Annotated in this window: 4 protein-coding genes; 3 read left to right on the top strand and 1 reads right to left on the bottom strand. The window is 46.0% G+C overall.

Annotated features, from left to right (window positions below):
* On the bottom strand, positions 1-297 hold a 297-nt coding region (locus tag G367_RS0100255), incomplete at its 3' end, for an Hcp family type VI secretion system effector (RefSeq protein ID WP_020411089.1).
* Positions 298-893: 596 nt separating this feature from the next.
* Here G367_RS0100255 and G367_RS24720 point away from each other — a divergent pair.
* The 3 genes from G367_RS24720 to G367_RS0100270 all read left to right on the top strand — a co-directional run.
* On the top strand, positions 894-3,512 hold the full coding sequence (locus G367_RS24720; protein ID WP_020411090.1) for a bifunctional serine/threonine-protein kinase/formylglycine-generating enzyme family protein: 2,619 nt from the start codon (positions 894-896) through the stop codon (positions 3,510-3,512).
* Positions 3,513-3,585: 73 nt separating this feature from the next.
* Positions 3,586-5,547, top strand: coding sequence for a ShlB/FhaC/HecB family hemolysin secretion/activation protein (locus tag G367_RS0100265; RefSeq protein WP_020411091.1), 1,962 nt, complete (start codon positions 3,586-3,588; stop codon positions 5,545-5,547).
* A gap of 56 nt (positions 5,548-5,603) precedes the next feature.
* Positions 5,604-8,025: two-partner secretion domain-containing protein (locus G367_RS0100270; protein WP_020411092.1), on the top strand; the 2,422-nt coding region annotated here is incomplete at its 3' end.

Consider the following 8,025-nt stretch of genomic DNA (forward strand, 5'->3'; position numbering starts at 1 on the left):
GTACTTTTCTACAGAGTTGGCGCCGGTCTGTACAACATGAATCTCTACGGGCACACCTTCGTCGCCAGTGACAGAAGACTTGAACAAACCACCGGAAGAAGCGTCAATACGCTTGGTGAAAGTGACTTCGCTCAGGCTGGGGCGAGAGGCTTCACGGTTGGAGGTAGCACCAGCTTCCATGGTGATACCACGGCCAACACCAAAGTTGAAGCTGTCAACTTCGATCCAGTCTTCGTAACCTTTGGCGGTGACGTTGCCTTTGGTGGCTTTGTTATTGAAGTTCATGTAGATAGCCATGGGGATTCCCTCTTGGTTGGCTTTTGATGTTGGTGGTTAATCCTTTACCACGGCGATGAGTCAGTAGCTCAGGTAACGTCGCAGTGGCAACTGGGGTGATTTAAACAGAGAGAAAAGCAAAAAAAAACCATAATTTTTCGTTATTTAATCGACTCTGGCACCAATTATCCGAAGCCCTTTTACTGTTGTTGGGTATATGCCCGCTGAGCGTATTCGACTCTGACACCAATTAAATATACAGAGAATTACGGTTTAATTTTCCGTCCCGCCAAAATTTGGAAGAAATATGAAAATATTAAGAATTGTTAGCTTCCTTGCACCAATTAAAATTATTTCAATTATCGGGGTTGTTTAAAAAACATGCATGTAAGCCTATGTAATTGGTTGTATTCATTGGCAAGCATTCCGGTTAGCTGCACCACTACTGGGATAGTGTACTTATGACGCCTGTAGGCAAATTATTTTGAATATACCTTGATTGTTGCTCCTTAACCTGTTCGATATACTTTGCCACTTTAAATTACCTTAATTGATAAGCCCGTAACATTTTTGTTATGCATTTGGATATTTGGTAATACTTTCCCAAGGAGGCGGAATTGAACGATAAGACACGTATTGTTCGGCCGAGTGGCTCTCCGCCCGGCCCGGAGCAAGCTGCAGGTGGGTTAACGGAAGATGGTGATGTCACTGTCGTTGTGCGCCAGGATGCTACCGGTTCAAATGACCATCCGCCAGTTCGTGGAGCCCAAGCGATAATTCCCAATGCTGCTGCAGATTTTGGGACTGATGCTACCGTCTTCAGTCCGGCCCCGCACAAAGCTTCTGTTCAGAAAGAAGTTGGCACTAAGTTAGAAGGTGGAATACCGGCTAATCCCATCGATACTCCTGACTCTTTCGAACCCTTACCCTCAGGTGCTGTTACAAAGACCGTGATTAAAGGGCGTTTTGAGCTTGACAAACTCTTGGGTGTTGGCGGTATGGGGGCAGTTTATAAAGCTCTCGACCGCCGAAAATTAGAAGCTAACGACAGCGAACCCTATGTCGCTATTAAGCTGTTAAACGATGATTTTCAGAAGCACCCTGATGCCTTTATTTCCCTGCAACGTGAGGCGCGCAAGTCTCAAACTCTAGCCCATCCTAACATCGTAACGGTTTATGATTTTGACCGTGATGGTGACCGCGTCTTTATGACGATGGAATTCCTGGAAGGGGCACCCTTGGATAAGCTTCTGCGAGATCATGCAGATGTGGGGCTTGAACCAGAAAAAGCGCGATCCGTATTTACGGATATTTGTCAGGCACTGATCTATGCGCATTCACATAAAATCGTCCACTCCGACTTTAAACCGGGCAATATTTTCGTCACCAGTAAGAAAGGCGCAAAGGTTTTTGACTTTGGTATTGCGCGAGCAGTATCGGAAGGAGGAATTGCGAATAAAACTGGTGAGACCACTGTATTTGATGCTGGCAGTCTTGGGGCACTGACGCCCGCTTATGCGAGCTATGAGATGTTGAAAGGGGGAGAGCCAGCCCCCTCTGATGATGTTTATGCACTGGGCTGTGTGGCCTATGAATTGTTTTGTGGTCGCCATCCCTATGACAAAACTCCTGCGGATAAGGCTTTTGAGCAGAAGTTACGTCCAAAGCGCATCAAGGGGCTGAACCGCAGAGAATGGCGTGCCCTTGAGTCTGCCCTGGAACTGAAGCGGGAAAATCGTACCGATACCGTCGAAAAGTTTGTGCAGGCATTCTTTATTAGTAATACCTGGAAATGGGTTCTGGGTAGTGCCTTTGCCATGATGCTTATTGGCGCTGGATTTGGTTATAACCACTTGGAGCAGCAGAATACCGCCGAACAAGAGAGGGTAAAAATAGAGCTTGAACGAAAATTGCAGCAGGAGCTGTTAGAGCGCCGAATCAGTGATAAGAAAGAAGCGATTAGCCGGCTGATTAACTTGAGTATCTTAACTCCCGCCTGGGAGAACGACCTCCGTCTGGAGCTGAAGGAATACTCAGAGCTGAACCCTGGTGATGATGACTTTCTGGATGCCTCACGGCGTGAGATATCTGAGCTGTTCTTAGCTGCCGCAACTGGTCAGCTTAACTTGGGTAACCTGGACCAAGCCGACCTAATGCTTCGAAGTGCTGCTAACTGGTATGGGGTATCCAGCCGGGCAGTGGCGATTAAATCCCAGTTGGCGACTGATAGGGAGAATTTACAGGCACGTCTTGAAGCTGAGCGTTTGGAGGCTGAGCGAGAAGCGGAGCGCCTGCGCTTACAAGAAGAGCGGGCCGAGCGTCGTCGTCTGGCTACAATCAAGCAGAAACAGGTAGATGCGATTCTCAATGAGATGGAAGCGGTTCTGACTTGCAGCTTTGATATGAATGTGGGGGCTATTGGGGCGCAACTTTCCCAGCTCGCGAAAGTGGACAATATCAAGGCCCAGCAGATTCGTCCGGTTATCGGTGAAGAACTCAGTACCTGTGCTTCCAATCTGGGTGCAAAAGACCCGACCCAAACAGAGGCTCTGGTGGATGAGTTTAGGGCGCTTCTCCCCAGCTATCAGCCTCTGAAAGAGCTCAAGCTGGACTTCTGTGGGCACCTGGTACCAGGAAGTGGCGGTAGAGGAGATCGCTACAGTTGTCGTGATCGTCTTGCAGATGGTAGCAAAGGCCCGGCGATGGTCGTTATCAAAGGTGTAAGTGGCAGGCCTCTTGCTGTTGGTAAATATGAAATAAGTAATCTGGATTTGAAGCAATTCTGCAGTATCACTAAGCAGTGTAATTCGCTGGAATTCGGTGCCGACAATATGCCAGCTAATAACGTGTTATTAACTAGTGCAGAGGCATACCTAAGTTGGTTAAGCGACGAAACTGGTTATAGTTACCGTCTACCCACCGAGCAGGAATGGTTTGCCGCAGCCAGTGCGAATGGTCAGGAAGAGCTGGCTGATCGAAATTGCCACCTTAAATATGGTGGTATCGAGAAGGGAGCTGAATTTGTCCCAGCGCAATCCGGCTCTTCTAATAGGTTTGGCTTGGTGAATTCAGTCGGCAATGTGCAGGAGTGGGCACGTGGCACCGATGGTGAGTTGCTGGCCTTAGGGGGTAATCGCTTGGACCCCATGAGTCGCTGCCTGGCTACAACAAAGCGGCTCCATAATGGTCAGGCAGATGAATTTACAGGGTTTCGCATCGTTAGGGATGTTAACTAAATAATTGTAATTCGGCCTTTCCCAATTAGAAGTTCAGGGGGGCAAATAAATAAGAATTTTATTTGGGGGAGTTATGTTCTGGCTCAAACAAAGCAAACTGGCACTCTTTATTAGTGCCAGTTTTATGCTACTGCAAATGCCTGCTAAAGCTCAGGAGGAGGACTCCAGCTTTCGAAGTCGTGTAAGGCAGGCATTCGATCAAAATACACCAACTGTTAGCGAAGTAGATGTAACAAAAGACTATCTCCAGCGGACTTTTGAGGCGGAGGACCCAAACCTTAATACTGAAATCCCCGAAATTTCCCAGCGTAATCAAGGGCCACGTATTACTGTCAAAGAGTTTCGGTTTCACAGGTTAGAAGAGTATCCAGAATTTGGTATTGAGCGCACCACCATCGAGAAGATGGCTGAGGATTTGCGCATTAAATATATGAAGGAAGATAAGATTCTTGCCAGTGGATATACCGTAGAAAATTTGGAAGAGCTGGCTATCTTACTGGGAAACATGAATGCCCAATTTAATCCGGGAGGCCTTGGCCCTGCAGAATTAAAAAAGCTGGTCAGTGTTATAGAGAAGCAAAATAAGGAACGTGGACTAAGTTATGGGGACCTGGAAGATATAGCTGCAGAACTTACTAACTTTTATCGCCGTCAAGGTTTGTTCCTTGCTCAAGTACAAATACCTGCGCAAGACGTTGAAAATGGTGTAGTTACTCTCACTGTTCAGGAGGGGCTGCTGGGACAGGTTGTTGCTGAAGATAATGAGCGTTACGCCCTGGATCAACTTGCAGAGCCTTTCGAAGGCCAAAGAGGGGAATTGGTGAACCATGAAAGTATTGAGGAGGGGTTATACCTTCTCAATGATCTACCGGGCCTAAATGTTACTGGGTATTTTAGCGCTGGTGATAATCCTGGAGAAACCAAACTTAATTTGAAAGCGCGTGAAACAAGCTCTTATAAGGCTTCTTTAAGGTTGGATAATCATGGTTCTCTTTATACAGGTAATGAAAGAGCCTATGCCACGGTTGATTGGCTGAATCCACTGGGTATAGGAGATGCGTTAACGGTAAGCTATTTAAAATCTGCTCTTGAAACGGATGAAAAGCTTGGTTCTGATTTGGGTCAAATTAGATATAGTTTCCCTGTATTTTCTCCTCGTACCAGACTAGAGATTTCGGCAGATCATAATGAGTTTAATCTCTACGATGAAGAAAATAAGGAAAATGTTATCAATGCACTCAATATATCCGGTATCAATAAAAGTTATGCCGTTTCTCTAGATCATAAATTCCGTCGCTCTCGGGATTTCAATTTGACAGGCTCTTTCGGAATAACAGAGAAGGAATCTGAGCTTGAGGGGGCGATTGCTTTTACAAACGATCATGTTTATGGCGGTGAGGTTGGTGTTTATTTGGATAGTCTCTCTAATGGCCTTTTTTCCATGTTGAATATAATGAATGTGAATCTTCAATATGGTGAGCATCAGAATGATGTTGAAGCTGGCAGAGGGGATGATTTTAATAAAGTGGCGATCAATACCAGCTCTTTGCTTTTTCTTCCTATCCCTTTTATAGATGAGCAATCAAGACTTATCCTGAAAGGACGAGCACAATATAGCGAAAGCAACTTACCCGGGTTTGAACAGATGTCATTGGGTGGGGCTAATGGTGTACGAGCATTTGCAGTGAGGGATTTTTCCGCTGATAAAGGAGCGGTCTTATCTGCAGAGTGGTACGTGAATTTTCCTGAAGCGATCAATCCGGTTCTTTTCGGGCAGCGCTTAAACGACATTGTACAGGTTGCCCTTATAGCAGATGTTGGTTATGGCTTTGTTAATAACTACGAAGAAACACTTGATGATGATTGGGCCAGGTTCTCTGGGGCGGGTGTACTCTTCAAATTCAGTTGGGATGATCGGTTCTCAAGCAAAGTTTCTATGGCTTGGCCAATTATGTCGAGTACCTCGATAACAAATATTGCTGTTGGTGAAGATGAGCCAACGGTTTATGCTGATTTTTCAATTTTTTATAACTAATTATTAAATTTCTGAATTACTAACGAAAACAAAGTTCCTCTTCGCAGGGTTCTGGTATGAAAGCTAAAAAGAAAACGCTTGAAGTAAGAAGATTAGTAACTGCAATAAAATTATCAAGCCTTGCTTATGCTGGTGTGCTTGCGGGGATTTTGAGCCCCATGGCTTATGCGGGTCCTGAGGGCGGTGTAGTGACCGGAGGTGAAGGTACGATTGATGTGGATGGTTCAACCACAACAATCGATCAGGCCACTGATTTGCTATCGATAGATTGGGAATCATTTAACCTAAGCCCGGAAGAACTGGTCAAGTTTTTACAACCTGATTCCTCATCCATCGTACTTAATCGTATTTTAGGGCAGGATCCAACTACGATTCACGGATCAATTGAGGCGAATGGACATGTAATTCTTGTTAATCCGCGAGGAGTGCTTTTTACTGAAACTGCAACAGTGAATGTAGGTGCCATCACCGCTTCTGGGCTTGATATGAATCCAGAAGACTTCATGAATGGGGACTTTATTTTCCAGGGTGAAGATGGTTCATCGGGTATTGTCGTAAACCGTGGGGTAATTAATGCATCCAGTGCGCTATTGGTAGGAAAACAGGTTACCAATGCATCTTCAGGGTTGATTAGTGCAGAGCTGGTTAGTTTGGCTGCGGCTGATGAAGCATTACTCACATTTGATGCGGATGGGCTTATTGGTCTCAAAATTACTAAAGAGGTCATGGAGAATGAGCTGGGTGTAGATAGTGCCATACTAAATGAAGGAGCTATTGAGGGCGCGCAAGTATTAATGGAGGCTAGCGTCTCTGGTGATCTATTTACAGCTGCAGTAAATAATGAAGGTTCGATAAAGGCAAAAGGCATTGATACCAGCGGGGGAAAAATTCGCTTATTTGGTTCTGGTAGTGGTGTTGCCAACAGTGGAACTTTAGATGCCTCAGGCATAGCTGGTGGTGAAATTGTATTAGAGGGTGATACTGCTGAGCACACCGGACAAATAAGTGTTACGGGTAATTCCGGAAATGGTGGTTATGTTGCGGTGTTAGGTGACGAGGTTTTCCTTGCAGGCGATATTGATGCTCGTGGTACTGATTCCGGCGGTGAGGTACTTATCGGGGGAGATTATCAAGGAGTAAATCCCGAAATTCGCAATGCCGAATTTACGACGGTCACAAGTGAGGCAAATATTAATGCGAGTGGTATTGGAAATGCTAAGGGTGGCAAGGTCATCGTATGGTCCGATATTACTACGGAGTTTGGCGGGACTATCCTGGCGGAGTCAGGGGCTGCTGGCGGTGATGGTGGTTTAGTAGAAACTTCTGGTAAGCAATACCTTCATCTTGATGAAGAGGATATGTTTGTATCCACATTGAGCCATGGTGATGGAGAAACGGGTAACTGGCTACTGGATCCAGGCTGGATGGAAATTGCTGACGATCCTTGTGTCACAAACAATTGTGTTTCGGTTTCAGCTGTAGTAAGTGCACTGGCGAATAATAATATAGAGATCAGTGTTACTGATGCTAATAATGGTTCAGGTCCCGGTGGACCTGTAACCCCATCTGGCGGTGATTTTTCAGATGGAATTCTTGTTGCTGACTCCATTGCATGGACTACGGCTCATACTTTGACGCTGACCTCGTATAGCGGTGTAAAAATTGATAATGGAGTTACAGTTTCAGCAGTAAATGGTGGCTTGACAGTTAATGCTGGAGGGTCGTTTACCAATGAAGGTTCAATTACTGTTTCCGACTTCTCTCTCTCGGTTGGTGGTACAGATGACAATACGATTAATGAACTTGGTGATATCACAGTCACAAACTCCGGGACCGTTGTAGCTAACAGTGGTGACGACTTGTTTACGCTATCAGATAGCGCCGATTCCTTAATAGTCAATGGGACTAAATCTTTTTCTATCGATGCTATCTCTTTTTCTGGGGTGGAGAAGGTTGATTTGGGGGATGGCACCGACAGCGTAACTGGCGCAGACGGTGTTAACTGGGAACTCACTGGTACCGACTATCAAGCAAAAAATAGCGGGATCACCTTTAGTAATGTCGAGAATCTCACAGCGACGAATGCAGCTCTTGTGGGTACAACGAATGCAGATGCATTTATTTTACAGGCCGATGGGAATGTAAAAGCTTATGAGCTGACGGTTTCCGGCATGTCCTCCGTGAACGGCAATGGCGATAGCGATAGCCTGGATGCCAGCGCTTACAGCGATGGCCTGGCGTTGACAGGCGCTGTGAACCAAGTCACTGCTGAATCAGGCACCCTGACTTTTGATGGTATCGCCAGCGCGGTGACCGCGACGTTGACCGGCAGCAGTGGTGTCGATGCCTTTGAGATTACCGGCAACAATGCCCTGGATGTTGCGGACATCAGCTTTAGTGGGCTGAGCACTGTCAATGCAGGTTCAGGTACCGATAGTGTTGCGGCATTGGGAGTTGTGACTCTGACCGGAGTCGATA

This window comes from Microbulbifer variabilis ATCC 700307 (assembly GCF_000380565.1).
Lineage (GTDB): Bacteria > Pseudomonadota > Gammaproteobacteria > Pseudomonadales > Cellvibrionaceae > Microbulbifer > Microbulbifer variabilis.

What these genes read in the sequence shown, in the direction of transcription:
- G367_RS0100265 (WP_020411091.1), top strand. Translation starts at nt 3,586, where the DNA reads ATGTTCTGGCTCAAACAAAGCAAACTGGCACTCTTTATTAGTGCCAGT.